Annotated in this window: 22 protein-coding genes and 1 pseudogene; 15 read left to right on the forward strand and 8 right to left on the reverse strand. The window is 63.7% G+C overall.

Translation table 11 applies throughout. From position 1 onward, the window contains the following. The first annotated feature begins 225 nt into the window (after nt 1–225). From GQ57_RS08010 to GQ57_RS41455, 3 genes are all read left to right on the forward strand, one after another. On the forward strand, nt 226–651 hold the full coding sequence (locus tag GQ57_RS08010) for a TOBE domain-containing protein (RefSeq protein ID WP_034197569.1): 426 nt from the start codon (nt 226–228) through the stop codon (nt 649–651). A gap of 75 nt (nt 652–726) precedes the next feature. Beyond that, nucleotides 727–1,326, forward strand: coding sequence for a nitrogen fixation protein NifQ (locus GQ57_RS08015; protein WP_425322007.1), 600 nt, complete (start codon nt 727–729; stop codon nt 1,324–1,326). Nucleotides 1,327–1,457: 131 nt separating this feature from the next. Beyond that, nucleotides 1,458–1,808 (forward strand): hypothetical protein, encoded by a 351-nt coding sequence (locus GQ57_RS41455; protein ID WP_152603217.1) that lies wholly within the window; start codon nt 1,458–1,460, stop codon nt 1,806–1,808. A gap of 41 nt (nt 1,809–1,849) precedes the next feature. On the opposite strand, the pseudogene GQ57_RS43630 reads toward GQ57_RS41455, so the two are convergent. Continuing rightward, nucleotides 1,850–2,050, reverse strand: a pseudogene (locus tag GQ57_RS43630) (EamA family transporter); the annotation flags it as partial. A gap of 626 nt (nt 2,051–2,676) precedes the next feature. After that, on the reverse strand, nt 2,677–3,357 hold the full coding sequence (locus GQ57_RS08025) for a ProQ/FinO family protein (RefSeq protein WP_031398040.1): 681 nt from the start codon (nt 3,355–3,357) through the stop codon (nt 2,677–2,679). Nucleotides 3,358–4,118: 761 nt separating this feature from the next. Here GQ57_RS08025 and GQ57_RS08030 point away from each other — a divergent pair. After that, nucleotides 4,119–4,703 (forward strand): DUF2889 domain-containing protein, encoded by a 585-nt coding sequence (locus tag GQ57_RS08030; RefSeq protein ID WP_034197571.1) that lies wholly within the window; start codon nt 4,119–4,121, stop codon nt 4,701–4,703. A 113-nt stretch (nt 4,704–4,816) separates the two neighbouring features. On the opposite strand, the gene GQ57_RS08035 is transcribed toward GQ57_RS08030, so the two are convergent. Together GQ57_RS08035 and GQ57_RS08040 are read right to left on the reverse strand one after the other, a co-directional pair. Continuing rightward, nucleotides 4,817–5,308 carry a flavodoxin family protein gene (locus GQ57_RS08035; RefSeq protein ID WP_031398037.1) on the reverse strand — a complete coding sequence of 164 codons (492 nt, stop codon included), beginning with the start codon at nt 5,306–5,308 and terminating at the stop codon, nt 4,817–4,819. A 208-nt stretch (nt 5,309–5,516) separates the two neighbouring features. Next, nucleotides 5,517–6,170 carry a TetR/AcrR family transcriptional regulator gene (locus tag GQ57_RS08040; protein ID WP_031398036.1) on the reverse strand — a complete coding sequence of 218 codons (654 nt, stop codon included), beginning with the start codon at nt 6,168–6,170 and terminating at the stop codon, nt 5,517–5,519. A gap of 83 nt (nt 6,171–6,253) precedes the next feature. Between GQ57_RS08040 and GQ57_RS08045 the strand changes: the two genes are divergently transcribed. Both GQ57_RS08045 and GQ57_RS08050 read left to right on the forward strand, forming a co-directional pair. Continuing rightward, the gene (locus GQ57_RS08045; RefSeq protein WP_034197572.1) at nt 6,254–7,378 is read left to right on the forward strand and encodes an MBL fold metallo-hydrolase; all 1,125 of its coding nucleotides are present in this window, start codon (nt 6,254–6,256) and stop codon (nt 7,376–7,378) included. Nucleotides 7,379–7,510: 132 nt separating this feature from the next. After that, nucleotides 7,511–8,524: an AraC family transcriptional regulator gene (locus tag GQ57_RS08050; RefSeq protein WP_031398034.1), complete on the forward strand. Its 1,014-nt coding sequence runs from the start codon at nt 7,511–7,513 to the stop codon at nt 8,522–8,524. A gap of 509 nt (nt 8,525–9,033) precedes the next feature. Here GQ57_RS08050 and GQ57_RS41460 read toward each other — a convergent pair. Continuing rightward, complete coding sequence (locus GQ57_RS41460) at nt 9,034–9,243, reverse strand: hypothetical protein (protein WP_152603218.1); 210 nt, start codon at nt 9,241–9,243, stop codon at nt 9,034–9,036. A gap of 1,080 nt (nt 9,244–10,323) precedes the next feature. Here GQ57_RS41460 and GQ57_RS08055 point away from each other — a divergent pair. Together GQ57_RS08055 and GQ57_RS08060 are read left to right on the forward strand one after the other, a co-directional pair. After that, entirely contained in the window at nt 10,324–11,019 is a 696-nt protein-coding gene (locus tag GQ57_RS08055; RefSeq protein WP_031398033.1) for a ParA family protein, read from the forward strand. Further along, a complete protein-coding gene (locus tag GQ57_RS08060; protein ID WP_034197573.1) occupies nt 11,012–12,043 on the forward strand; it encodes a ParB/RepB/Spo0J family partition protein in 1,032 nt (343 codons plus the stop codon). The genes GQ57_RS08055 and GQ57_RS08060 overlap by 8 nt, the downstream gene beginning before the upstream one ends. A 93-nt stretch (nt 12,044–12,136) precedes the next feature. On the opposite strand, the gene GQ57_RS08065 is transcribed toward GQ57_RS08060, so the two are convergent. After that, the gene (locus tag GQ57_RS08065) at nt 12,137–13,453 is read right to left on the reverse strand and encodes a replication initiation protein (RefSeq protein ID WP_031398031.1); all 1,317 of its coding nucleotides are present in this window, start codon (nt 13,451–13,453) and stop codon (nt 12,137–12,139) included. A 1,471-nt stretch (nt 13,454–14,924) separates the two neighbouring features. On the opposite strand from GQ57_RS08065, the gene GQ57_RS41465 reads away from it, so the two are divergent. Both GQ57_RS41465 and GQ57_RS08070 read left to right on the forward strand, forming a co-directional pair. Beyond that, nucleotides 14,925–15,245: a hypothetical protein gene (locus GQ57_RS41465; protein WP_152601677.1), complete on the forward strand. Its 321-nt coding sequence runs from the start codon at nt 14,925–14,927 to the stop codon at nt 15,243–15,245. 778 nt (nt 15,246–16,023) lie between these two features. Beyond that, nucleotides 16,024–16,335 (forward strand): hypothetical protein, encoded by a 312-nt coding sequence (locus GQ57_RS08070; RefSeq protein ID WP_031398030.1) that lies wholly within the window; start codon nt 16,024–16,026, stop codon nt 16,333–16,335. A 180-nt stretch (nt 16,336–16,515) separates the two neighbouring features. Here the strand turns inward: GQ57_RS08070 and gcvA are convergent, their stop codons facing one another. Next, nucleotides 16,516–17,421, reverse strand: coding sequence for a transcriptional regulator GcvA (gene gcvA, locus GQ57_RS08075; protein WP_034197574.1), 906 nt, complete (start codon nt 17,419–17,421; stop codon nt 16,516–16,518). A gap of 140 nt (nt 17,422–17,561) precedes the next feature. On the opposite strand from gcvA, the gene GQ57_RS08080 reads away from it, so the two are divergent. The 3 genes from GQ57_RS08080 to GQ57_RS08090 all read left to right on the forward strand — a co-directional run bounded on the left by GQ57_RS08080 (nt 17,562) and on the right by GQ57_RS08090 (nt 21,322). Further along, nucleotides 17,562–18,860, forward strand: coding sequence for an adenylosuccinate synthase (locus GQ57_RS08080; RefSeq protein ID WP_034197575.1), 1,299 nt, complete (start codon nt 17,562–17,564; stop codon nt 18,858–18,860). Nucleotides 18,861–19,150: 290 nt separating this feature from the next. Continuing rightward, nucleotides 19,151–20,092 carry a LysR family transcriptional regulator gene (locus GQ57_RS08085; RefSeq protein WP_034197576.1) on the forward strand — a complete coding sequence of 314 codons (942 nt, stop codon included), beginning with the start codon at nt 19,151–19,153 and terminating at the stop codon, nt 20,090–20,092. Between the two features lie 258 nt (nt 20,093–20,350). Beyond that, nucleotides 20,351–21,322: an aliphatic sulfonate ABC transporter substrate-binding protein gene (locus GQ57_RS08090; protein ID WP_034197577.1), complete on the forward strand. Its 972-nt coding sequence runs from the start codon at nt 20,351–20,353 to the stop codon at nt 21,320–21,322. A 67-nt stretch (nt 21,323–21,389) separates the two neighbouring features. On the opposite strand, the gene GQ57_RS08095 is transcribed toward GQ57_RS08090, so the two are convergent. Continuing rightward, nucleotides 21,390–22,352 (reverse strand): AraC family transcriptional regulator, encoded by a 963-nt coding sequence (locus tag GQ57_RS08095; RefSeq protein WP_235215040.1) that lies wholly within the window; start codon nt 22,350–22,352, stop codon nt 21,390–21,392. A gap of 613 nt (nt 22,353–22,965) precedes the next feature. Here GQ57_RS08095 and GQ57_RS08100 point away from each other — a divergent pair. After that, nucleotides 22,966–23,844 carry a LysR family transcriptional regulator gene (locus tag GQ57_RS08100; RefSeq protein ID WP_031398024.1) on the forward strand — a complete coding sequence of 293 codons (879 nt, stop codon included), beginning with the start codon at nt 22,966–22,968 and terminating at the stop codon, nt 23,842–23,844. A gap of 230 nt (nt 23,845–24,074) precedes the next feature. Then, a partial coding sequence (locus GQ57_RS08105) for an efflux RND transporter periplasmic adaptor subunit (RefSeq protein WP_034197578.1) occupies nt 24,075–24,974 on the forward strand: 900 nt, incomplete at its 3' end.

Genomic DNA, 24,974 nt, shown 5'->3' on the forward strand with positions numbered 1-24,974 from the left:
TGTCGGTCCCGCAGTGCAGCACGCTCTCGGCAAGACCGCGCCGCCTCCGATCCGCCTGTCGGACGATCCTTGCCCGGGCCGCGGCCTGCCCCGCCGTCGTTCGTAACCGGAATGCCGGGCATCGCAAACCGGTGCCGCGCGGCGAGCGCATTGACGGTAAACTGGTTCGCTGTTCCCGTCTTTCACTCTCCGCCCGCCGGGCGGCTCAATTTCCGGAGATCCATCATGCGAACCAGCGCCCGCAACCATTTCGCCGGTCAGGTCAGCGCCGTCAAGCCCGGTGCCGTCAACGACGAAATCACGCTCCGCACGCAGGACGGCCTCGACATCGTCGCCGTGATTACCCACGGCAGCGCGGCTTCGCTGGGCCTCGCGGCCGGCACGAAGGCGTTCGCACTCGTCAAGGCGTCGTCGGTCATCGTGATGGTCGACGTCGACAGCAGCAAGGTGTCGGCACGCAACTGCGTCGCGGGCACCGTCTCGACGGTCGAGAAGGGCGCGGTCAATTCGGAAGTCGTGATCAAGGCCGTGGGCGGCGCCGAGATCGTCGCGATCGTCACCAACGACAGCGTCGCGCGCCTCGGCCTCGCGAGCGGCACGGCCGCATCCGCGATCTTCAAGGCCTCGAGCGTCATCGTCGGCGTCGAATGAGCGTGTGACGATCGCGATGGCGATCCGTCTGGCGTCGCGCGTTCGCGCGGCTCGCACGGTGTGGCCTTCATGCGGATGCTTGCGATGACGGTCGCGTCCGATCCTGCACAACAACGGGCGCTGCAGTCGCTGCTGTCCACGGCGGCCAATGCCGATGCACCCGACGCGCGCCTGTTCGGCGCGCTCGTTGCGGCGCGCGCGTGCCGCAACGAACTCCCGCTGCTTGGCCTGTCCCCTGCGCAACTCGCCGGCCTGCTTGCGCGGCAGTTTCCGCACCTGTCGTCCGCCGATGCGTCGGCACTCATGCCGATGGCCGCAATTGCATTGCTGCCGGCTGCTCATGCGGCATTCGTCACGACGCTGCACACGCGGCTGATGGACGACGCGAATCCCGCCGTTGCCCGCGACGACGCCGACTGTCTCGCATCGATCATCGCGCATGCGTGCCTGCGCCCCGATCACCTGTGGCGCGATCTCGGTCTCGACGGGCGTGAAGCGGTATCCGCCATGCTCGCTCGCCATTTTCCTGCGCTCGCCGCACGCAACGTTGCTCGGCTGCGCTGGAAGAAATTCCTCGCGCAAGAAACAGCAGCGGCGCTCGGCGTCCCGCCAGGGCCCGCACCCGGATGCCCCGGCTGCGAGGATTTCGGTTTCTGCTTTCCCCCGGCGCCATAGTCGCCGCGGCGGCCCGTGCCGCCCACGTGCGTCATCGCACCGTCAATCGAGCAACCACCTTCCGCCCTCCTGCCGCCATGCGGTTTTGAAGCCATGTCCCGCTTCTGCGTAAAACCGGCTTGTGCCGAACGATGGCGAACTGGACGGTCGTCACGCGCAGCGACCCGTTGCCCTGGCGACATACTGACCGCATCCCGACCTCGATGCAGGCAACGAGCTGGATCGGTTGCAGCTTGAGTATTGTCGATGTCGATGCGCTGTTCGACGACGTGCTCGCATCTGCATTCCGGATACGAGCGATCGACTGGCCGCGCGCATGCGGATCGACAGGCGAAGCACCCGGCAACACGCTTCGCGCTCTGATCGCTCGGTGCGCTTCGCTGATCCGAAAGATTCGAACCGTGGCACGGGCCCTGCTCACGCTCCGTCGCGATCGCTCAACGATGAAAGCGGGTGCGTGCGATGCGCCCCACATCCCATAAATGGTCACCTTTCGATATGCATCGTCGCCGTCGCGATGCCGTCAATGCCGATGACGATGATGGATGCCCGGAAAATACGCATGGCTGTGCGTGATCGCCAGATGCACATGCGGATGCGTGTGCGGTTCATTGCCGTCGTACGCAAAATCGTGCGCATGCCGGTGATGTCGATCGTGCCGATGCCGATGCGTGTGCTCGAGCCGGTCGTGCGAATGGGTGTGCGCGTGTCGTTCGCGCAAGTGCCGCCCGATGCTGAAACAAGCCGGCGACCATGAACGGCGGCATCATGCCGACCAGCGCCCTGGCAAGCGATGTCGCAGCGCCGAACAGTGCGGCGGCAGCGTGTGCGACGAGAATAGAGGAACGTCTCGGATTCTTGATCCGGTTGGAAGGGGCAGTAAGGAGCGATGGCCGCGACGTCTGATTATGTGACGGCCCCGTCACTTTCGAAATGCAGGCAGGCTCGAACGAACCGACGTATGCGGTGCCTGACGATCCGCTCGATACTATCGAGCCATGATGCTGTGACACGCGGATACGGTCGCCCGTGCAACGATCAACGATTCTTGCAATGAAATTTTCAGGAAACCGAATTGATTAAATCAAGCATCGCTGCACTCGAGACCTGTGTCCCTGTCATGCGCAAAGGGCAAGATCGAAACATCGCATGTGTCGTGCCGATCGACGAATATGCTTCGTCAAGCCGCGCGATGCATGGAGGGAGAGTCTGTGCAGGTCCGACGCCTCAGGCGCCGGCGGGAGCAGTCCTGGCCCGCCTCTGTCGAGGCAGGCCGGCCTGTCGGGGAATTCGCCGCATGCGATCTGCATGCGGGCACGCGCCGTGCGGTACGCAACGGCGCGGTCTGCGTTACTCGTTTCCGGCCGTTTGCTGCTCGACCTGCGGCGCCGCGTCGGCCTGCACTTCCGCGTTCGCCGGTTGCTGCGCGTCAGCGGCTTCGGCCTGCTGCTCTGCCTTCGGCTGCTGCGGTTGCGCACCCTTGGCCGATTGTGCCGCGCCCTTGCCGGGGCGACGTGCCTTCAACCGGCGCGCCCGCGCCGCATCGTCGTGCGTCACGCGGCCTGCTTCGTTACCCTGCAGATCGACCCGTACCGCGTCTTCCACGAGGCACGACCAGTAACGGTTGCCGCGACACCACGTCGACATGGCTTCGCGCAGTTCGGCTTCGTTGAGGCCGACCGCCTGTGCTTCGCGTGCGAGGTCGTCCCAGATACCGACCTTGAGCGGCACTTTGGGGGCCGGATTCTTCGGGAACGCGCGCGGAAATTTCCGCTGCAGTTTGCCGATCGCAACGATCACCGGATCGACCGGTGCCGACGGTTTCGCCGAAGCGGGCTTCGCGCGATGCGGCGCCTTTGCGTCGGCACCCGGCTTCGTGCCGGTACGCGGCTTCGCGTCGCGGCGCGGCTGGTCGCCGGACTTCGGCTTCGCGCCGGCGTCCGTCGGCGCTGCCGGCCGCTTTGCGTTGCGCTCCTGCTTGGCCTTCGCTGCGAGCTGCGCCCGCAATTCGGCAAGTTGTTCAAAACCCATAAATTCAATCCACCAGGAATATAAGGTGTGGTTCGTGCGGCCACGCGGCACAAAAGCTGCGCCGTCTTGCGTGCACCCCGTCCGCCGCCGATGCGGAGCACTACGGGGCCGCATCGCACACGCCACTCTGTTTTCAGGCACCCGGCCACGATGCCGGACAAGGCAGGAGTGGAAGTATACCGGTACGCGCGACAGCCGGCTGACTCGCCGGTCCGCATGGGCCCGATTCAGGGTGCCGGAAAAGCGTCCGCGTGGTCGTGTTGCGCATTATATGGATACGCTCCCGGAAGTCACGCTGTTCGCCGTCATCGGCAAAAATCGGGACAGTCTCGTGCAAGCGGATCGATTACGCCGGCGACAGCGCACATCGACGTCCGGTGCAGGATGTTGGCGTGCCGCGCGCAGCGAATGCAAAACGATCGTGACGCGTGCGTGCGTCGCCTGCCATGGCTGCGCCCCCCGGTCGCGGACACCGCCGCGACTGCGCACCGGCCGGCGATCGCGGCGACGTGACGCACACGGCCATCGCTCGTTACAACGTCCCGCGATATGCCGCCACGCGTGTCGACCGCATCGCTACCCGTACGCGACTCGTTGCGTCCGCATCGATCCCGCTGCGTACGCGGATGCCGGAAAGTGCGTAGTATGGCCGGATCGATGTCGCCGGCTGCACGCATCGGCCCGTTTCAATGCGCGTGCGGTCAATCGACGATATCCGCTTGCCTGCGAAAAGAACCGGTTGTACGAAACGGAGCAGTGACATGGTCCCCCCACAAGACATCTCGCATGACGGCGTCACGCGCGAGGAGATTCACCATCGGCAGATCGACATGCGCGGCTATCGGCGCAGCGACGGCCTGTTCGAAGTGACGGCCTGCCTCGCGGACCGCAAGACCCGCGATTTCACGCCGCCGGGCGGCACGCGAACGGTTGCCGCGCTGGCGCCGATCCACGATCTCGGCGTGACACTGGTTTTCGACGCAGACATGGTGGTGCGCGCCGTCTCCACGTTCCTCAGGTCGCATCCGTATGCGCAGTGTCCGGGCGGCGGCGACTCGCTACAGGCGCTCGTCGGGCTGAACATCGGCGCCGGCTGGAACAGCGAGGTACGCAAGCGCCTGCCGTCCTGCGATACCTGCACGCACCTGAAGGAATTGCTCGGCCCGATCGCCACCACGGCCTATCAGACGATGGTCGGCATGCGACGGTCGTCGCTCGAGGAGCGCGACAGCGCGGGAAAGCCGCTCAAGATCGACAGTTGCCATGCGTACGGCGCGTCGCGCGATCTCGTGAAATTGCTTTGGCCTGAATACCACCGGCCTTCAGGATCGGTCAAAGGCAGCTAGGATTCCGGCACTCGGCCGGCCCAGTGTTCATGGGAACGGTACCGCACGAGATCGTGCATGTGTCGTATGCCCATATCGCCCTCGCCCGGTTGCCGCTACCGCCGTGCCGGTCGTCAGAACACGCCCAGCGCGAGTCCCGCTGCAAGGCCGGCTCCCAGTTCGGCGCAGCGGGCGAGATCGTCGTCGTCGATCGTCTTCGGCGCGAGGATGCGCTCGGGCGTCTGCGCGCGAGTACAGACGATCAGGCCCGGCGCCACATTCTTCAACCGCCATCCGGTCGCGATCCGGTCGATCTGGCGCAACGCGTTCTGCCCGTCGCTGCCCGCGCAGATCATCGCCGCATACGGGCGGCCGTTCACGCGGTCGAGCGCCGCGTAGTAGCAGCGATCGAAAAAGTCCTTCATCAGGCCGGACATCGCCGCGAGATTCTCCGGCGTCGCGAACAGGTATGCATCGGCGGCCAGCACGTCGTCCGCGCTCGTCGCGTCCGCGCGCTGCAGCCTGACGTCGACGCCGGGTTGCTCGCGCGCCGCACCGGCGGCCGCTTCGGCCATCTGATGCGTGCCCCCGGTCATCGTGTGGTAGACGATCAACAGCCTCTTCATTCGTCGTCGCTCGCGTTCGGCTTCAGGTGTATCGGCAGTATCGCCGGTCGACGCCGGGTAGCCGGCCAGCATGGGTTTCGGTTCCGCGCCTGCCGGCGCGGATCAGGTGGTTTTGCCGCCGCGTCGGCGCGCTGCGTTTATCGAGTCCTGCACGGGTTGTGCGTATGGCACCGCGGCCTCGATACATGCCGGCATGCCCGGTGCACGGTCAGCCCGGTGCCGCGTGCGATGCATCGCCGTCGTCCGGCCGCGCGTAATACGCGAGAAACATGTCCGCCGCGGATTCCGCGACTTTCTGTTGCTCCGGCGCCGCGAGCGGCGGCTGGCCCATCGTGATCTGCGGCCAGAACGCGAATGCCTTCACCACGCCGTGCAACTGATGCGCGGCGAACACCGGATCGGTGACCGACAGGCGCCCGGCCGCCGCAGCGGAACGCACCCAGACCGTCATGTCTTCCTCGCGCTCGCTGAGACGCTCGACCATGTCGCGCGCGCGGTCAGGCGAATGGATGGCCGCGCCGATCGCGACGCGTGCGAGCGCAAGAAATGCCTCGTCGGTCATCAGGCGCAATTTGCGATCGAGTAACGCAAGCAGTTGCTCGCGCAGCGGCACGTCGGCGCGATAGGCCGGCGAGCCGCCGGACCGGGTCGCATCCCAGAGCTTTTGCAGGATCGCGGCGAACAGCGTTTCCTTGCCCGGGAAGTGGTTATAGACCGTGCGCTTCGACACATCCGCGCGGGCGGCGATGCGATCCATGCTCGTCGCGTCGTACCCCGCGGCGAGAAATTCCTCGATGGCCGCGTCGACAATGGCCGCGCGCTTTCGATCGGTGAGGCGCTGAGGGGGAGTGCTGGTTTCCATGCAGAAATTTTACACCGGGCAGTTTACTTCCCCAAAAAATAAACTACACTGTTTAGTGTACTTTCTATTCCGGACGAACCGACATGGCATCGCCTCTCGTTTTGATTCACCGCATTCTGGGTTTTGCAGCCGCCAGGCGCGGTCGCATGCTGTCCGGCGGTTCGCCTCAGCACAATGGCCAGCGCTTCAGCAATGTCGCGCCGCGTCCTGTCGAAGGATTCGGCAAGACGCTCGGGATCGTATGGAACATGCTGGTCAACAAGCCGCGCGATACCGTGCCTGCAGGCGGCCTGCCCGTCGATCCTCTGACCCGCGCGGATCTCGATGCGGCCCCCGATCGCAGCCTGTACCGGCTTGGCCATTCGACGCTGCTGTTCAAGCTGCGAGGCGAATTCTGGCTGACCGATCCCGTATTTGCCGAACGTGCGTCGCCGTTTCGGCGCATCGGTCCGAAACGTTTCCATGCGCCGCCCATTGCGCTCGAAGATCTTCCGCCGCTGCGCGGCGTGATCCTGTCGCACGATCATTACGACCACCTCGACCGTGAGACGGTGCTCGCGCTCGCGGCAACCACCGACGTGTTCGTGACCACGCTGGGCGTCGGCGATCGCCTGGTCGAATGGGGCATCGACGCCAAGAAGGTTCGCCAGCTCGATTGGTGGCAGAGTGTCAACGAGGCCGGCCTGACGCTGACCGCAACCCCCGCCCAGCACTTCTCGGGGCGCAGCCTGTTTGACGGCAACAGCACGCTCTGGGCATCCTGGGTCATCGTCGACGACGACTTGCGTGTGTTCTTCAGCGGCGATACGGGCTACTTCGACGGTTTCCGGGAGATCGGCGAGCGCCTCGGTCCGTTCGACGTCACGCTGATCGAAACAGGCGCCTACGATGCGCAATGGCCGTACGTGCACATGCAGCCGGAAGAAACCGTGCAGGCACACGTCGATTTGCGCGGGCGCTGGCTGATCCCGATCCACAACGGCACGTTCGATCTCGCAATGCATCGCTGGCAGGAGCCGTTCGAACGCGTCACCGCGCTGGCGCTCGTGCGCGGCATCGAGTTGTCGACGCCCAGGATGGGCGAGCGCCTCGACCTCGACAAACCGCACCGTGGCGAACGATGGTGGCGCACGGTGGACGAACGCGCGGCGGCGCCGGCAACCCAATCGCGCCGCTGGCAGCTTTGCCAGTCGCAGCCAACGAAGTAGTAGCCCCCTTCCACCCGTTGTAGCACATGCCTTCCGGGAGCACGGCGACGCGCCGGCTCCCGGCAGCACGTTGTCGGCCCGGCCTTTCGTCGATGGCCTGCCCGTCGATTCGATTACCTGAATAAAGAAGTCATGCCTCCGGCCTCTGCCCGATACATCCCCCACCCACAAGGCAGCGTTGCCATCGCTGCGCTCCCCTCCTCAATCCGCCAGTCACCCGGACACAGCCGGGAGAACACGCTGCGGCAGACGCTCGCCGAGCGCGTCGCGCGGTGGACCGAGGGCGTCGACCACCTCAACACCGCCATTCCGAACCTCAGCTTCCATCGCAGGGAGGCGCCGACGCAGCCCATGGACTGCATGGTCGAGCCAAGCTTCGGTCTCGTCGTCCAGGGTGCGAAACGGGTTATTCAGAGTGGCGACATGTACATCTACGATGCAAACCGCTTTCTGATTACGTCGCTCGATTTGCCCGGTTCGACGCAGGTCATTGAAGCCAGCCGCGAAAAGCCGTTTCTCGGTCTCGGGCTCAAACTCGATTTTCGCGTCATGGCCGAACTGATGATGCAGGTCGCGCCAGATCACGATGAGGCCACCGCGGGTCGTGGCCTCGTCGTCGGCGATATGACCGAGCCGCTCTACGACGCACTGAGCCGGCTGCTCGCGTTGCTGGATGAGCCGGGCGCCATTGCCGTTCTCGCGCCGTATATCGAAAGGGAAATCTACTACAGGCTTCTGACCAGCGATCAAGGTGCTCGTCTGCGTCAGATTGCGTCCGCCGGTAGCCAGGGCCACCGCGTGTCGCGGGCGATCCAATGGTTGCGGATGCACTTCGACGAGTCTTTGCGAGTCGACGATCTCGCCGCTCAGGTTCAGATGAGCAGTTCGACTTTTCATCATCACTTCCGTCAGCTCACTGGCATGAGCCCGCTGCAATACCAGAAGTGGATACGGCTCAATGAAGCACGTCGACTGATGCTGTCGGAGAGACTCGACGCGGCGTCCGCGTCGTTCAGGGTCGGATATGCCAGCCCGACCCAGTTCAACCGCGAATACAGCCGGTTGTTCGGGAATTCACCGCGACGAGATATCGACAGTCTGCGGAGCGGGACGGACGCTGCCTTATCTATTGCTGCAAGTTATTGACCGCTGAGAGCCGCACTGAAGACATCGGGTGCTGACTTTGTCGGAGCCGGCCGAATAGCCGGATCGCCCGCGCAGCGGATTGAACTGGTTGAATCGAGGGTGCGCGACGAGTTGCGTGCAATCGGCCGTTCGATGACGGATTGCTCGGCGCCTTTCCGGAAAGGTGCCTTCGACCGGTGCCTGCCGAACCGTCGGTTGTCCCTCTCTCAAAGTCGGTCGCACGCTCGGGCTCGCGAGCATCGCATTCGACAGGCACTCCCACACCGGCCAGTTTGAATATGCGACGCAGCGCCCTGCTTCAAAGAGCACATCTCGTTTGCCGACCTCGTAACCGTCTACCCCGAATTTTCCGGTGATCCGCATACAGCGAGGTTCGCCAGATCAAGGAAACGATCAACCGGAGCATGCGTTGTCACGTGACAACTCGCGTCGCATCCATAACCGGACAGGGAGCAAAAATTTGGGAGAACACCCTCGAGCCATGGACCTCGAAGGTGAACTCAACCATATTACGTATCAAAAACCACAAAATACGTATTTAACAAACCCTTTTGCGCCGCACTCACATCAATCTTCAAGCGCCACACGCCGCACATCCATACGCCCCCATTTCCCAAGGCAATCGGGCTCATTTTTCGTGAAACAACATGAGAAAGATCGCGCAAGCCCTTGCCAGATAAGGGTTTACTTGAGAGCCCCATTTTTCGAAAATGTTTCACGATCCGGTCCCTCCGAACAGACACACGTTCCTAACGCGCAAATTTGCGTGTCAATTGAAGCCCGCTTGCGCGGCTGACGCTTTGCGCCGTCAGACCACTCTTGCAATGGTACGGAATTCTCAAATCGTAGCGACTCCCCTGCCCTGACAAATGCGGCGTGTGAGAACCCCGATCCGAGCACCTCATTTTAATGGGGCCATATCATTCAACGGTCTCTCGGAGCATGTTTTCGCGAGCATCCCGGGTATTACGTTGATCCTGCATTCAGCGGTCACTAATGAGAGCATTGGTCCGAAAAGCCATCGGGATTTCGGCTACTCCACCTAGCCATGCATTCGCACACGGTTTCCCGGGCCACCTTTTCAGTTGGATTCCCGGATCCGGCGCTTCTGTTGTCACGTGACAACTCGACAACCAACCCGCACTGCAAACCAAATGCACCGACTCGGTATCGTCCGCCAATCCTATCCTGATCGCTCCTTCAACTCACCGATCAGTGACGGTACTGTTCGCCCAAAGTAGCCTGTTGAAAATAGTCGGGCATCTACGTTGGTTTGCTCGCCGAGTCGATTGTCACGTGACAACTCACCTCGCTGCTCGATAATTCCATTGGGCCTCAGAACCGCAATCGGATATCGAGTTGGTGTCGTGATGCTTTTCCGTCGAGATCGGGACGCCATTTCTCGTATAGCGCACCGCAGATCAAACTCATGCTCTCTCATGCGGTTGTCACGTGACAACGGCTTCCCGGAATGCTCTCTACGACCTAAAGCTGTTTGAGTTCCAGTGTGCGGAATCGGAAGAAAAGATGCAGTGGGATGCCCAGTCGCCACGCTCGAATGTCGTCACTGATGTTTGATGCCGTTTCAATCCATTCAAATTTTCACGATCTCCTTTGAACAGAATCGGAGATGCTTTTTGTATTTATTCGACGATCATTTGCGATGGACTCGTTGGCCATCCAGCGGACTTGTCACGTGACAACCACAGCGCTCGTCAAAAAATACATCCCGTCGAAGGCTTTTCTGGACATTTTCGTAATATCTGCATATATTACGCAGAAATCCGTGGAGGAATTTAATGGCTTTCAAGATCGCCGTCAGCAATCAAAAAGGTGGGACCGGGAAGACAACCATCTCCGTCAATATCGCGGCTGCGTTCGAAGCCGGCGGCAACAAGGTCGCGCTGATCGATGCCGACCCTCAAGGCACTTCAGTCCGCTGGGTGACGAGTGGTGAAAACACCTTGCCGATGACGGTTCTTTCCCTCGCACCGGCCGGCCGTGGCATCGGCGGCGAGATCAAGAAGCAGGATGCAAACTTCGACGTGATCGTCGTCGACTGTCCAGGCAACCTCGAAGATCCGCGCATTGCGTCCGTACTCGAAGTCGCTGACTTTTGCCTCGTACCGCTGTCTCCATCGCCGGCTGATCTGTACAGCACCGTCGCGATGATCCGCATGATCGAATCGATGCGAGCCGTCCGTAACCCGAATCTTTCTTCCGCATTGATGCTGAATAGTGTCAATGGAAAAACTAAAATGCGTGAAGAAATTTTAAAAATTCTAAGGGCTGAAGAAATAGGGGAGCATCTGCTCGACAGCCAGATCGCACAACGCGAGGTCTATCGTCAGACGTTCGCGCTCGGCACGACGATCCATCATCACAATCGATATCTGAAGGGGCTCAAGGAAGCTCGCGCAGAGATCGAAAAGCTGGTCACGGAAATGGCCCAATACATCGCGTCGACGCGCGCTACCGGAGCCGCCCATGGCTAAGGACACATCGAAAGACAAGAAGCCCACCGGCAACCTGCACCTGGCGGCCGGCCTGCTGCGCGGGCTCGCTCAGGAAAATGCAGCGCTCGAAACGCGGCTGCCCGAGCCGGCAGCCGCACCGAACATCGCCGGCGAATCGGCGCCCGTCAGCGCACCGGTTGCGGCCACGCCTGCCGGTACGCCCGATCTCGGCGCGCCGCAGAGGGTGCTGGTCAAGGATTGCATTCCGAACCCGTTCAACCCTCGCGTGTTCTACTCGGAATCGAGCCTGCACGAACTCGCCCTGACGTTGAAACGGGAAGGGCAGATCGAGCCGATCAAGGTCACGCGGCTTCCGGAGTTTCCCGGCAAGCTCGTCGTGATCGACGGGCAACGTCGGCTGCGTGCAACGAGCATCAACGGCGACGAAACCATCAACGCCACGTTCCGCACGGACCACACGCCCGAGCAGCTCTACACGATCGCATATCGGGCCAACCACGATCACGAACGCCAGACAATCTTCGACGACGCGGTCGCGTGGAAGCGCCTCCTCGACGAAAAGGTCTTTGCCGACCAGAACACGCTGGCGGAAAAAATCGGCAAGGACAAGGCATCGATCAGCAAGACGCTGTCGCTCAACGCGCTCCCGAACGCACTCCTCGAACGGATGGCCAGCGCGAACGACGTGGTCGGCCTGCAAGCGGCGTACTTCCTGAAACTGATCTTCGAACGCCTGGGCGAGCCGACGGCCGACCGGCTGCTGACCGCCGTGATCGATCGGAAAAAATCGGTCCGCGATCTCGAGAATTTCCTGCGGGCGCAGAGCGACGGCAACAAGAAAACGGGACGGACGCGTTACAGCGTTCGTCACGACTTCGCGCTCGACGCGCGAGCGATCGGTCAATTGAAGACCTATCCGGACGGACGTCTGGACCTGCAGCTCAAGGGCGTCGACGCGTCGCACCAGGAGGCGCTCGCCGACAAGCTCAAGACCGTCATCGACGCGTACGTCGCCGAGCTGGCGACGGTCACGCAAAAGTAGCGCTCAACCGGACAAAGGCCTCGCGTCGAGATTGCTCCGCGCGCCGGACGACGACGTCCGGCGCGCGACGCTCACCCGGCCGCGAGGCCTGGATCAGTTGCCTGCGAGGCTGCTCTTGAGCAGGAATTCCAGCAAGTCGTCCGAGGTCGGTTCGCCCCAGGTATCCAGCGCCAGCCAGCGGAAGAAACTGGTCTGCGCAAGCTTGCTCGCCTTCTTCTTCGGCGACAGCGTCAGGTCCTTCGAGCCGGCCACCGTCTCGTTGTAGCGCTCGATCAGCCTGGTCTGATCGTCGATCTCCAGTTCGCGGAAATAGGCGCCGGCTTCCTCGACCTTCGCCGCCAGATATTTGTCGCGAATCTGCTCCTGCTTGCTCTGGCCGGACTCCTTCGCCGGAGCGGCCGCTTCCGTTCCCTGCCCGTCGGCCAGCGTATAGCCGTGTGTCAGCGCCTTGCGGAAATACGCGGCCACGTTGTCGACCGGCGCAGCATTCTTCTTCGTAGTCCGATTGAGCGTATAGGCGATCGCCGCCTTGATGCGCTGCACGCCGTATTGCGTGATCAACCTGCGTGCTTCCGAACGCGGAATGCCGAGCTTGGCGACCTCCTCGACCAGCGCTTCGTTCTTGACGTCGCCGTCCTCCACCGTGTCGGCGCTCTGCTTGCGCGTCACCTTGAACTGAACGGCTTCCACGCTCCGGCCGGACTTGTGTTCGATCAGCTCGAGCGTGTGATCCGATACTTCGTTCACCTCCTGAATGCACGGCACGAGGACCTTGCTCTTGAACAGCTTGTATTCCTTGTACGATTGCGATGCCTTGTCCTGGCCGAGAATGAGGTCACGGAATTTAGGCAGCGGGATCTTCGCGGTGATGCCGATCCCTTCGTAACGCACCGTGTTTTCCCACAGCGCGAGCGAGTGCGACCGCCGGAATTCGCGGGCAATCCGCATGTCGATCAGCGCGTAGATTTCGGGGTTGAGCAACTCGCTGCGAATCTGGTCGGAGAAGCTGTACTTCAGCACCGACTGCTCGAGCTCCGCACCCGCCAGCAGGCCGGACGCTTTCCAGACGGTCGAACGGTCCGCGGCCAGGTAGTCCCAGTTGACGACGGTACTGATCAGCGAGTTGACCGTATCCTTGACGTATTTCGTGTTGTTGCTGTTCAAGCCGCTCTCGTGCGAAAGCGACGCGATCGAGATCGAGAAACTCGTCCGGCCGGGCTCGAACGCCTCCTGCCGAAGCGCGTTCTTGATCAGCGAGCTGAACATCTTGCGCTGCTGCAGACCGATCTTCCCCGACTTGGGCGCGATGTGAATCGCCTGGACCGCCTTGCGCAGCAAGTCGGGAGGCTCTGGTGTCTGAAACAGCGAAACCTGTTTGTCTGAGCCTTTGCTTGCGGGCTTGCGCGGCATCGTAATGTCCGGATAAGGTCACCTTGTTGATAGCGGACTTTATACCTTTTCTCGTCGAGGGGCAACGCCCTTGCTCCAGCACTACTTGCACTATCGCAGCTAACCTTCAGACACAAAAGGGAAATTCAGGATCGAACGATCTGTTCGGAGCCCCATATTCATCTACCTTTAGCCGAAAACGCCTCCCACAAGTCACTACCTTTCATGCCCGGACACAAAAACCGGACGGTGGCTTGCACCCGGTAAGGTAACCATCCATGGGAAGCATCCGGACGAAATCGCCATCGCCGGACAGATTCGTGATGCCCTGCAGCAGAAGTGCGCCTCCCTCCCATAACTTGCTACCTTCATCGATTCCCATAAGCGGGTACCTTCCGATCCGCCTCTGCTTCGGCGATGACTGCAAGTTGGAACCTGTGGCTCGAAATCGCTCCCATAACCGGCTACCAATCAAATTCCCCATACATGGTCACCTGTGGGCGGTACCGATCCCGCCTATGGGAGGTGCTGACGGAGAGGAACGGGAAAATGGAATCAGGAGGCCAAGAATTCGCACCCATAAACGGATACCTGTGCGGAATCCCATAACCGGCTACCGAAAGAAAAACGCTGTGCGCGTGCCGGCTCATGGATCGCAAGGAACGCCCCATAAACGACAACCTGTCTTCGTTCCCATAGGCGGCTACCTGATGCATTTCCGGGCTGATTTCCCATAACCGGCTACGCATTCCCCATATCCACAACCCTGAATCCCCACAACACGGTACCCCTCACCCCAAATCCACAGACCTGAAACCCCAGACCTTTCTACCTGTGCTCCCATAAATGGGTACCGAACACCTGCCAAACCCTTGTCTGATAAGGCTGTGAGCCGTCTAAAAGTAGTTAAAGAAGTAAACGTGGTTTACAAAAGATGTAAACACACGTGTGCTGCCACAGAAAGACGAACCCCATAAACCGCTACCAAAGGGAGCCGTCTCTGGTGCCGCAAGCGAGCGAATACTCCGGCTAACGCGTGAAGATCCACAGCCTGATGGCTTGTTTCGCCCACGCTTCAGGCCTGATAAGGCTCCCGAGAGAGGTGAGTACACACTCACAACGGCTGATACGTATAAACCTATGGGAGAAAAACTGGGAAAACCGACCGTTTTCAGACACAGGTTCCCATTTATGGGAGCCAGGAAAACGTTCCTCGACCTTGCTTGCCCCAGCGATCGACCGTCAAAACGGATCGTCTACCTGACATGCGAATCTCGTCGGTGTCGCTCACGGCAGTTCGAAATCGTCCCGGACGGCAGGCGGATGGTTTTTTGCACTCGTGCTGTCGCGTCCGCGAACAAGTTTTTTCCGAGGCGTCATCCACACCCGATGCCAGATCCAGACGGTCGACTGTACACAGAGAAAAATGGAGCGACCTGCTTCGACCTCCCGGAGTCCTCCAACTTTCTACCTTTGGATCAGCCGAAGGGAAATGCTGTGGTTCAGGGGCACCAAAACCGGCAACCAGGCTCCCTGGAAACCTCCGTCGCATCCGCTGCCACTCAAGCAAACCAAACGCTCATGGGTCGATTTCGTAGACGCGGTCGAGCAACGTGAAGTGATGGAGGGCGAAGAACTCACCGCAACCGAGCATGCTTGCCGATCCCGAACCTTCTCACCCTTCGCCTTTTCCTTGAATCCCGTAAAGGCTCACCGACCCGACGATCACAAAAGGATCTGCACGCTGTGCATGGCGGACGAAGTCATCGAATCAGAAATCTGTGCCCAGGGTTGCGACCAAATGCATTTTTGAACTGCATCGGCTGGATTCACAGGTGTTACTTTGCGGTTCCCGCAACGCACGACGTACGAGGCCAGCCAGACAGGCGTCGCGGCATCCGAGTGCCCTTGGCGCATTCGTGACGCAATTCGGGCATGGATCCTCACCACAAGTAACGCGCCCGTCCTTTTCCTCACATGGATCTGCCTGCGACGCGTTTTACGGCTCCGGATAGCCCTCCGTGTCGCGCAGCTATGCCGCGGCCGGTTAAGGAACGGCCACCGTGCGTCACGGCGATGCAATGCGATCGCCTTGAGCGTCATTCGAACCGAATCGTGGCCGTTTATGGGAGGAACCGTCGCCCGAACCGGGTCGACCGGCAACGTGACACACAGGTTGCCTGCTGCTGCAGAGCGCATGCATCGCAGGGCGAGGCTCTCGCCAAGCATGCGCGTGTGCGGACAAACCACATCACACCGCCCATGAGACGACCACGGGTACGCTCCGTCGCACGGCCTGCCCATGACCCGTCCTCCGCACCGATCCGCACGCGACACCGGTCGGTGCTTGCGCCTGTCGCACGGCACGCCGATACGCGACACGTCGCCGCGCCTTCGCCGACCGACCGTCGGGCGGCGTCCACGTTTTCTCCCATACGTGTATCCCCAATCGCGTCTTCACGTTCGCGCCAGGTTTTCCGCGACGCGGTTATGATGCACAAGTCCTGATCGCGACATGACAACCGATCGGGACAGGGGCGGTATCTCGATGGTCTTTCAATCCGTGATAAACCAGAAAAGAGAGTTCAGCGATGCGAATCCAGATCAGAAAACTCACGTTGGCTGCTACCGCAGCCGCGTTCCTGTTCGGCGCGGCAGTTCCTGCTTTTGCACAGACCGACGCTGACACGTCCGCTGCGCAGGACGCCAAGGCGGCGAAGAGCCAGGCGCGCAAGGCGGCCAAGGCCCAGCGCAAGGCAGAGCACAAGGCTGCGCGTGCGAAGAACACTGCCGAGCTGAAGAAACTCGAAGATGCCGGTTACAAGCCGGCGGCCAATGATCCGAACTATCCGCAGAACCTGCAGAACGCAGAGAAAAAGGCCGGCGTAGGCGCAAGCCAGTAACCGTCGTCCGGCGGCAGGCTGCGGTTCGATCCGCGGCCTGTCTCGTGCATCCTGGTCCCAACGCGCGGATCGCAAGCAGTCTCCCCCCGCATCGACGAAGACAAACGCGTTTCTCACGCAAGCGTGATTCGATTCGTCATCCTGTCTTTCTTCGCGTACTTGACCGGCCCGCCGATGCGGTCAGTTCCGCCCACCCGACGCAGCCGCATTGCCCGCCACTTTCAGCCAGTCCTTGAATGCCCGCACGGCGTCGTCGTTCGCGCGCGCGGAAGCCACGTACGTGAAGTAGCGCCACGGCGGCAGCGCCGGTTCGCTGAACGGCTGTACGAGCCGACCTTCGGCGATGTCGTCCGCGACGAGCGCGATCGGGCCCATCGCGACGCCCAGTCCGTCGAGCGCGCCTTGCAGCGTCAGGTAGAAATGCTCGAGCGTGAGCGCGTGTCGCGGCACGAGATTCGGATGCCCGGCCGCCGCGAGCCACTCCGGCCACATGCCGGGATAGGTTGCCGCGTGCAGCAACGTGAAGCCGGCGAGATCGGCGGGTGTAAGCAACGGGCGCCCGTCCAGCAGCTTCGGCGAGCACACCGGCAGCCGCACCTCGGACAGGAATTCCTCGGCGACGAAGCCGTCGATCGCCTGCGGGCCGCCGCGAACGATCAGGTCGACCTTGTCGCGCAGCTTGTCGATCGGATCGTTCGACGTCGACAGGCGCACCTCGATGGCCGGATGGGCGACCTGGAACGACGACAGCCTGGGCACGAGCCAGCGCAACGAAAACGTCGCCGGCGCGCTGACGCGCAGCACGCGCTGTTGTGTGTGGCCGAAGTGCTGCGCCGTGGCAAGCGCGATCCGGTCGAACGAAGCACCGACCTCGGCCAGGTATGCGCGGCCCGCGTCGGTCAGCTCGACCCGCCGGTTGTGGCGTTCGAACAGCGGCCGCCCGAGCCACGCCTCCAGTTGCTGAACGTGCCGGCTGATCGCGCCGTGCGTCACGCACAGTTCGTCGGCGGCCAGCGTGAAGCTGCCGAGCCGCGCGGCCGCTTCGAACGCGCGTAGCGAGTTCAACGGAGGGAGTCGTCGTGCCATCGATTCGTTTCGCGTGAAATTTACTCACACGAGAGTTCAGGTTTAATCGTTTGATCGGGTGCTTCAGCTTTGCCAATATGGCACACAAACGGCCGGCTTGGCCGAATGACTGTCTGAATTTCTCACATGGAGTACAGAGCATGCCGAACGTGGTGGTCGTGGGGGCCCAATGGGGCGACGAAGGCAAGGGGCGCGTCGTGGACTGGCTGGCGGCGCAGGCCGATCTGGTCGCCCGCTACAACGGCGGCCACAACGCGGGCCATACGCTGGTCGTCGGCGGCAAGACGTACAAGCTCGCGCTGCTGCCGAGCGGCGTCGTCCGCGGCAAGCGCGGCGTGATCGGCAATGGCGTGGCGCTCGATCCGGAGGCGCTGCTCGCGGAAATCGGGCGGGTTGCCGAGCTCGGGCTGTCGGTGACGCCGCACAATCTGTCGATCGCGGAGAACGCAACGCTGGTGCTGCCGATCCATCGTGCGCTCGATGAGGCTCAGGAGCGTCTGCGCGAGGAACCCATCGGCACCACGCTGCGCGGAATCGGCCCGGCCTACGAGGACAAGGTCGGGCGTCGCGGCCTGCGGGTCGCCGATCTGGCGGAGCCGGACCGGCTCGCCGCCAGGCTCGATGTGCTCGTCGACCATCACAACGCGTGGTTCCGCGGCCTGGGGCTTGCCGAGCACTCGCGCGACGCGATGCTGGCGACGCTGGTCGATCTCGCACCGAAAATCCTGCCGTTCGTGCGCCCCGTCTGGGCCGACCTCAACGACGCCATCGACCGCGGCGAGCGCATCCTGTTCGAGGGGGCTCAGGCCGTGATGCTGGATATCGACTGGGGCACGTACCCGTTCGTGACCTCGTCGGGCACCGTCGCCTCGGCGGCCGCAGCGGGCACGGGGCTCGGCGCGTCGAAGCTCGGTCACGTGCTGGGCGTGACCAAGGCGTATGCGACGCGTGTCGGCGGCGGGCCGTTCCTGACCGAGCTGTCCGACGCCACCGGCGAAACGCTGCGCACGCGCGGGGGAGAGTTCGGCGTCAATACCGGGCGTCCGCGGCGCTGCGGATGGCTCGATGCCGCGCAGTTGCGTCAGGCCGTCAGGATCTCGGGCATCGATTCGCTGGTGCTCACCAAGCTCGACGTGCTCGACGGTTTCGAATCGATCCGGCTATGCGTCGGCTACGAGCTCGATGGCGCACGGGTCGATCATCTGCCCGCGAGCCTCGATACGCAGTCGCGCGCGACGCCTGTATACGAGCAGTTCGACGGCTGGCAGGGCACCGTGAAGGGTGTCCGCGAGCGTGCGGCGCTGCCGCGCGCCGCGCAGGATTTCATCGCACGTATCGAAGCGGTCGCAGGCGCACCGGTGTCGATGATCACGACCGGCGCGGAGCGCGACGACACGATCGTGTCGGGCAATCCGTTCGACGTAGCGCCCGCCTCGTAATGCACTACACAGGAATGTGAAGCGCGGGGCGGCATCGTGGTCGCGGAGGCGTTTTTGCCGAGCCGGTGCCGCCCGCTTGCGGGCGCATTCGCGTCGCGCCCATATACCGCACGCCTGGCGGCTCGACCAGACGATTCGGCATCCGGATCACGCTGCATACGGCGAACTGGACATGCCGGCAACGCTGCTGTACTGTTCCGCACAATTCGCGCCAGACCGGCCAGTGCCGGAGCCGCCGGCACCATGGCCGCTCGGTGGCGCGACGTGATCTCAATCCCGGGGACAGGTCGATGGACACGTTACAGATGATGCGCATTTTCGTCCGGGTCGCGGAGGAGGGGAGCTTCACGAGCGCGGCCCATCGCCTGGACATCACGACCGCCTATGCATCGCGGTCGGTCGCGCAGCTCGAAACGCATCTGCGCACACGCCTGCTCAATCGCAGCACGCGCCGCATCGCGTTGACCGATGCCGGGCAACGCTATCTCGACCGCTGCCAGCGCATCCTCGGCTATATCGAAGAAGCGGAAGCCGAGGCGGCCGACGCCCAGGCGAAGCCGTCAGGACGGCTGCATGTTCACGCGACCACGAGCTTCGGGCAGGCCTACGTGGTGCCGGCGGTGGTGCGATACCGGCAGCGCTATCCGGCGGTCGCGGTCGAGCTGACGCTGTCGCAGCACGTGCCCGACATCATCGACGAAGGCTACGACGTGTCGCTGCAGTTGAGCGCGACGGAGTTGCCCGATTCCGGGCTCGTGTCGCAGCGGCTCGGCGACGTGCACAGCGTGCTGTGCGCATCGCCCGCGTATCTGAAGGAGCGCGGTACGCCGCGCACGGTGGCCGAACTCGCGAATCACGCATGTCTGCAGATCGTCACGCCGGTGTTCCCGCGCGATCGCTGGCATCTCGACGGCCCCGACGGTCGCAAGACATTCGACCTGCCCCAGCCGGATTTCCAGGTGAACATCGCCGATGCGCTTGGCGCCGCGCTGCGCGCCGGCCTCGGGATCGGTTCGTTGCCGATGTCGTCTGCCGTGCCCGCGCTGGCGAGCGGCGCGCTGGTGCGCGTGCTGCCCGACTACCGGCTGCAGAAGCTGACGGTCTACACGCTGTATCCGTCGCGGCAGTATCTCGACGCGAAGATCCGTACGTTCGTCGATTTCCTGCGCGAATGCGTGCCTGAAATGCTGGCCGCCGACGAGGCGGCGCTGCACGCCTCCTGCCATTCCTGAACGCACCGCCGGCGCGGTGCGTGCGCCGCCTCGATTCGTCGAGGCAAATAATCTGCAGTCCTGCATTTGAAGCCGGTGCCGGTCGTGTCGTCATGAGTGCGCGCGCACCGGCACGCCCTTATGAACAGGCTTGCTTTCGATATCGGACATCGTTGGTTCGATGCACGGCGCCCACCCCCTAGAATCGATTCGACCCGCTTCACCGCGCCCCGGATGCCTGCGCGCGAAGCCACACCCCGTCATCGAACCCGACACGACATGGCTGATCGACAATTCATCAACCGCCGCCGGCTCCTTCAGGCCGGCCTCGCGATCGCGGCGGGCGCCGCCGCGCATCCCGGCTTCGCGCTCGCGAGTACGGCCGGGGCGCGCACGCTGCGCATCGGCTACCAGAAAGGGCCGCTCAGCCTGTTGAAGGCGCGCGGCACGCTGCAGGACAAGCTTGCGACACTCGGCGTGAGCGTCACGTGGGCGGAATTCCCGTCGGGGCCGCCGCAACTCGAAGCGCTGAACGCGGGCTCGATCGATTTCGGCGATGTCGGCGAGGCGCCGCCGATCTTCGCGCTCGCGGCCGGCGCGCCGCTCGTCTATTACGCACAGACGCCGGCCGGCCCCGCAGCCGAGGCGCTCGTCGTTCCGAAGGATTCGCCGGTCAGGACCTTTGCCGACCTGCGCGGCAAGCGCATCGCGCTGGTGAAGGGATCGAACACGCACTTCCTGCTGGTCCGGCTGCTGCAGGCCGCGAAGCTCGGCTATGCGGACATCACGCCGGTCTGGCTATCGCCTTCCGACGCGCGAGCGGCGTTCGAGAACCGTTCGGTCGATGCATGGATCATCTGGGATCCGTTTCTCGCGGTGGTTCAGCAAGCGTTCGGCGCGCGCATCGTCGCGGACGGTACCGGGCTCGTCGAGAATCGCGGCTATTACTTTGCGTCGCGCTCGTACGCGCAGCACAATGCCGACGTGCTGAATGTGGCGGTGGCGGAGCTGACGACGGTGCAGCGATGGCTCGATGCGAACCGCGCACAGGGCGCGGCCGAGTTCTCGAAGCTTTGGGGGATTCCGGAGCCGGCTGTGGCACTCGCGTTTCGTCGCGCGCGTTTCGGTGTCGAGCCTGTCTCGCGCGACACGCTCGCCTATCAGCAGCGCATCGCGGACGTGTTCTTCCAGGCCGGCATCCTGCCGAGGCGCGTCGACGTCAGCCAGGCCGCGCCCCCCGCGCTCGCGTGACGGGCACCGCCGGCCGCAAGCATCGTCCGGCATCCGGCATCCGGCATCCGGCAGACGTGCGGCCGGATTACGGCGCGACGCGGGGCAGCGGCACCGCTTCGCCGCGCATCCTCACGACGTCCCGGCCCGGCGCATCGCCGAACAGGCGCGCGTATTCGCGGCTGAATTGCGACGCGCTCACATAGCCGACGCTGCGGCATGCCTGTCGCGCGTCCATCGCCGACAGGCACATCAGGCGGCGTGCCTCCTGCAGTCGCAGCACCTTCTGGCACTGTAGCGGGCTCATCGACGTGACCGCACGAAAGTGATGATGGAAGGTCGACGGGCTCATGTCCACCTGGCGCGCGAGCGAGTCGACCGTCATCGGATCGAGGTAGTGGTCGCGAATCCACGCAACGGCGCGCGAGATGCGTTGCGTCGTCGAGTCGGCCTGGCCGACCTGCGCGACGCGCGCGCCCGACGGGCCGCGCAGCAGCCGGATGAGGATCTCGTCGACGATCAGCGGCGCGAGCAGGTCGATGTCGTCGGGCTGTGCGATCAGTTGCATCAGCCGTATGACCGCGTCGACGATTTCCGGCGGCGCGTCGTGCGTGTCGAGGGCGGTGCAGTCGACGGCTCTCGGCACCCCGCGCGGAAACACGCGCGGCGTGAGTGCCGCGATGCGGGCCGGGTCGAGTTCGAGTTGTACGCAAAGGAACGGCTCGGCCGGATCGCCGCGCGCGACGCGGCCGGTGACGGGCAGGTCCGCTGTCGCGACCATCATCCGCGATTCGTCGATCGCATAGACGTTGTCGCCGACCCGCAGGGATTTCGCGCCTTGCCCGACCACGCTCAGGCATGCGTGGTGCACGCCGTGATGCCAGTGCGGCGGCGACGCCGATGCGCGCGCGATGCGCATGCCGCGCACCGGGAGTTCGAACGTGCCGTCGTGCGGCGCGTAGGCGGCGATCAAGGCCGCGAGCCGGACCGAGGGCGTCAGGACCGGCGACCGAGGGTCGCGATCGGGCGTGGTGCGCGGTAACGGCGGCATTCGGGCGTCAATCTCCAGATGGCGTGAGCGGATGGCGGCGTGGCCGGGGCAAGGCTCGCGAACGCGATTCACGGTCGGGCGCGCGGCCGGGGTGCCGGTGAGGCGGTCACATCGTACGGCGAGTCGCAGATGCGCGATTGCCTAAACCTGCCGGAATTTAGCCCGATCGTCCTGACCTGCATGGCCGATGCGTGCATGACCCGTCGATGCACGGTGTGCGGCGCACAAATTCGGAAATTAAGGCAAAACAATCGCAGGATCGGGCAAGCCATTTTCCGGCGGTTTTCATACCATTGCACCTGCTGAAAGAAACGTGTTCCAGTGCGCTCGGGCGGTGCGGGTACGAACGCCGCAGGTTCGACGGACACCGCCGGTGTTGCCGTCGGATGTGCTGGAACGAATTCAGGACTGCTATTCGAATGATCGTGCATCGGGCCAACCGAGGCCGGCTTGCGTCCGTTGCATGCCGGTATGCGCCTGCCACGAGCATGTCGACCGGCCCGGCGTCGCCGGGGCCGGCGCCGCTGCATTGGCCGGACCGTTGCGGGCCGGCCGCGACGTGGCGACAGGTGCGCGCGTCGCGGCAGCCGTCCGCGCAGGGAAATCCGGACAAATGGACCAACTTCAATCGATTCGGGCATTCGTGACGGTGGCAAGGGAAGGCGGATTTCGCCGGGCGGCGACGCGGCTGCGCGTGTCGACGGCGATGGCGAGCCGGCTGGTCGATGCGCTGGAAACGCGCCTCGGCGCACGCCTGCTTCAACGCAGCACCTGCCATCAGTCGCTGACGGAAATCGGCGAGCTGTATCTGGTGCGCGTGGAGCGGATTCTGGGCGCGATCGACGAGATCGACGGTCGTTTCGTCGCGATGGGCAGCAAGCCCGAAGGCGAACTGCGCATTGCCGCGCCGGTTGCGTTCGGGCTGAGCCGATTGAGCGCGCTGCTCGATCGCTTCGTCGACCTGTTTCCGGACGTGCGGCCGATCGTGACGCTGACCGATGCGCACGTCGATCTGACCTCCGAGGATGTCGATGTCGCATTCCTGACCGACGGCATGCCGGTTTCCGGTGCGTATGCGCTCCATACGCTGGCTGCCTACGAATCCGTGCGCGTCGCGGCGCCGGGTTACGTCGCCGCGCATGGGGGTGCGGCTGCGTCGGTCGACTGGCCTGATATCGCGACCGTGCGGCTCGAACTGCCGGCAGCCGGCGGCGAGACGGCTGCGCTTCGCCACGACACGGCTCCCGGCAGTCCGGGCGTCGGGCATCTCGAGATGGCGCGGCGGCTGGCCGTGGCCGGCATGGGCGCAGCGGTGCTGCCTGCGTATCTTGTCGACGCCGATCTGGCGGCCGGCACGCTGGTTCGCGTCGCACCGGTTCGCCCGCTCGCGCCCGTCACGCTGAAGCTTGCGCATGCGCGTATCGCGCGCATGCCGGCCGCCGCCCGCGCGTTCGTCGAATTCGCCGGCGCTGCGTTCCGGCCCGCGAGCTAGCGGATCGGTTGGCCTCCACGGCAACGCGTGCCTGACGGCCCGCGTGCTCACGGCTCGTTTTATACGGAAGCAGTTCGGCAAACGAACGCTCCGCAGGGCGCATCGAACGCCCGAAATACGCATCGGCATTCGCGGTGGACGGGCAGCGTCAGCATGCCGGCCGCGCGTGCAGATCGCGAGGAGATCTGGTGATTCCCATTGAAGGTCGTCTATTTGCGAGAGGTCGCTCCATGCGCGTCGAACGGGTTCCATACCGCTTAATCACTGCTGCAACGGCCGCCGTTTTCCTGGCCGCGTGCGGGAAAAAAGAATCGGCGCCGCCGCCGCAAACGCCGGAAGTCGGCGTCGTCACCGTCCAGCCGCAAGCGGTTCCGGTCGTCGCCGAACTGCCGGGCCGCACCAGTGCGTTCCTCGTCGCGCAGGTGCGCGCGCGGGTCGATGGCATCGTGTTGCGCCGTGAATTCACCGAAGGCACCGACGTCAAGGCAGGCCAGCGCCTGTACGAGATCGACCCGGCGCCGTACATCGCCGCGCTGAACAGCGCGAAGGCGACGCTCGCGAGGGCGCAGGCGAATCTCGTCACGCAGAACGCGCTGGTCGCGCGCTACAAGGTGCTGGTGGCCGCGAACGCGGTCAGCAAGCAGGACTACGACAACGCGGTGGCCACGCAGGGCCAGGCCGCGGCGGACGTCGCGGCCGGCAAGGCGGCGGTCGATACCGCGCAGATCAACCTCGGCTACACCGACGTCGTGTCGCCGATCACGGGCCGCGTCGGCATCTCGCAGGTGACGCCGGGCGCGTACGTGCAGGCGAGCCAGGCGACGCTGATGTCGACGGTGCAGCAGCTCGACCCGGTGTATGTCGACCTCACGCAGTCGAGCCTCGAAGGGCTGAAGCTGCGTCAGGACGTGCAGAGCGGGCGCCTGAAGACGACCGGCCCGGGCGCGGCGAAGGTGTCGCTGATCCTGGAGGACGGCAAGACCTATTCGGAGCCGGGCAGGCTGCAGTTCTCGGACGTGACGGTCGACCAGACCACCGGCTCGGTGACGATCCGCGCGGTGTTCCCGAACCCGGGCAAGGTGCTGCTGCCGGGGATGTTCGTGCGTGCACGGATCGAGGAAGGCGTGAAC

The sequence above is a fragment of the Burkholderia sp. MSh2 genome (genome assembly GCF_000731655.1).
GTDB classification, from domain to species: Bacteria; Pseudomonadota; Gammaproteobacteria; order Burkholderiales; family Burkholderiaceae; genus Burkholderia; species Burkholderia paludis.